This window comes from Halobellus sp., assembly GCF_042218505.1.
Taxonomy (GTDB): domain Archaea; phylum Halobacteriota; class Halobacteria; order Halobacteriales; family Haloferacaceae; genus Haloquadratum.
In genome coordinates this window covers 193,484-195,415 of the sequence record NZ_JBDGQZ010000008.1, presented here as the reverse complement: position 1 = coordinate 195,415, position 1,932 = coordinate 193,484, and the positions used below count along the sequence as shown (strand labels likewise).

Here is a 1,932-nt window from a genome sequence, read left to right as displayed (position 1 = left end):
AAGTAGTGAGTGGAACGAGGTGATCAGCAATGGCACTGCCAACTGATCCTGCGAGTTCCTGGATGCAGGGGCTCGAGTTCCCCTCCCGAATCTTCAGCGATGCCGGAAGTACCGACTATGAACTGTACGAAGAGGACGACGAGTTCGTCCTCGCCGTCGAGATGCCCGGATTCACACGCGAGGACATCGACCTCGCGTGGGATAGCGGTGTCCTGAACATCGCGGCCGAGCACGTCAACGAAGATCGCGGCCGCAGGCGGACGTATCACCGACGCCTCCGCTTCCCCAAGGACGTCGACGAGGACGACATTGCCGCGACGTACACCAACGGCGTCCTCGAGGTGACTCTTCCGCTCGAAGCGGAGGGTGACACCCACGGGCAGACGATCCCGATCGAGGCCTAACCCTCGGCACCGAGTGAGTAGTCGGCTCGGGAACTGATCGGGTCACCTGACCCGGTCGATCTGTCGGCCTTCTTTCGGTGTCGTTCGGAACGAGCTTTAGCGTCGACCACCGCAACGTAGTCCGATGATTTCGGGGTTATTCGTCCTCGGAGTCGCAGTCGCCGTCTTCGTCGGCGTCAATATCGGCGGGTCCTCGACTGGCGTCGCGTTCGGGCCTGCAACCGGCAGTGGTACTCTTTCGATGCGACAGGCGTCGGCGCTGATGGCGGGGTTCGTCCTGATCGGTGGGTTCACCGTCGGCACGAACGTCGTCCATACGCTCGGATCGGAGTTCGTCCCGCCGGAGTACTTCACTTCCGTCGCCTCAGTCGTCGTCCTCAGTTTCATCGGGCTGGGAATCCTCCTGGGTAATGTTCTCAAAGTCTCAGTCAGCACGAGCGAGACAGCGGTCGTCGCCGTCGTCGGTATGGGGAGCGCCCTCGGCGTGCTCGATTGGGGGACCGTCGGCGTGGTCGTGATGTGGTGGATCGTCTCGCCGATCCTCGCCTTCTGGATCTGCGCTTTCATCGGGCGGTACCTGTACGACGACATCGTCGCCCGACTCGACTTCGACGACGCCGACCCGCTGGGGCGCGTCGTCGTCGTCGGTATCGGCTGCTATATGGCCTTCTCCGCGGGGGCGTCGAACACCGCGAACGCCGTCGCGCCGCTCGTCGGGTCGGGGCAGTTGCGAATGACACCCGGCGTCGCGCTCGGTGGGACTGCAATCGGGCTGGGCGCGTTCGCGATCGGGTCCCGGACGATGGAGACCGTCGGTGAGGACATCACCGATCTCTCTCTGGAGGCCTCACTCGTGGTCGAGACGATCGCGGCCTCGATCATCACGGGCTTGAGTTGGGCAGGCGTGCCTGCGAGCCTCGCGGTCACCCTGACCTCCTGTGTGATCGGCCTCGGCTGGGGCCGCGCCAGCAGACAGATTCCGCTGCGTGCGTTCGTCCGGCCGGAGGGACTCACCGCGGGTGAGCGCTCGACGCAGGCGACCGACCGACTCGACCTGTTCGATCCGAGCGTCACGAAGCGGATCATCACCACCTGGATCGCGTCGCCGACGGTCGCCGGCGTGGTCGCCTTCGCGGCCTTCGAGGTCGCACAGCGGCTCGACCTGTTGGCCTGACCCGTTCGACCCCCGTTCAGTCCGGCGAATCGTTTTTGTCGTCGTGACGTAAAGTGCTGATACCGATGTTACTCAGCACCCTGAGCGGCCGCTTTAGCGGTCGGGAGACGCAGTTCCGCATCGAACTCGTGTACGGCGCGCTCTTCATCGTCGGCTTCGCCTACCTCGTCTTCCGGATCGATCCGCGCGTCGCAGCCCTCGAGGGCGGTCTCGTCCTCGGATACCTCCTTCGGGTCTGGGAGAAGATGTCGATCTACGAGCGGGTGCTCGAGGAGGCCGTCTCTGAAGAGGCCGAAACGCAGGTCGAAGCCGAAGTCGAAGCGCAGGTCGAAGGTCAGGTGCAAGAGCGCGTTG

At 64.1% G+C, this 1,932-nt stretch carries 2 protein-coding genes and 1 pseudogene; all 3 read left to right on the top strand.

The window, feature by feature from the left end:
- Window positions 1-29: 29 nt before the first annotated feature.
- Window positions 30-404 carry an Hsp20/alpha crystallin family protein gene (locus ABEI27_RS03055; RefSeq protein WP_375797931.1) on the top strand — a complete coding sequence of 125 codons (375 nt, stop codon included), beginning with the start codon at window positions 30-32 and terminating at the stop codon, window positions 402-404.
- Window positions 405-528: 124 nt separating this feature from the next.
- Window positions 529-1,578, top strand: coding sequence for an anion permease (locus ABEI27_RS03050; RefSeq protein WP_375797930.1), 1,050 nt, complete (start codon window positions 529-531; stop codon window positions 1,576-1,578).
- 65 nt (window positions 1,579-1,643) lie between these two features.
- Window positions 1,644-1,932 (top strand): annotated as a pseudogene (locus tag ABEI27_RS03045) (hypothetical protein); the annotation flags it as partial.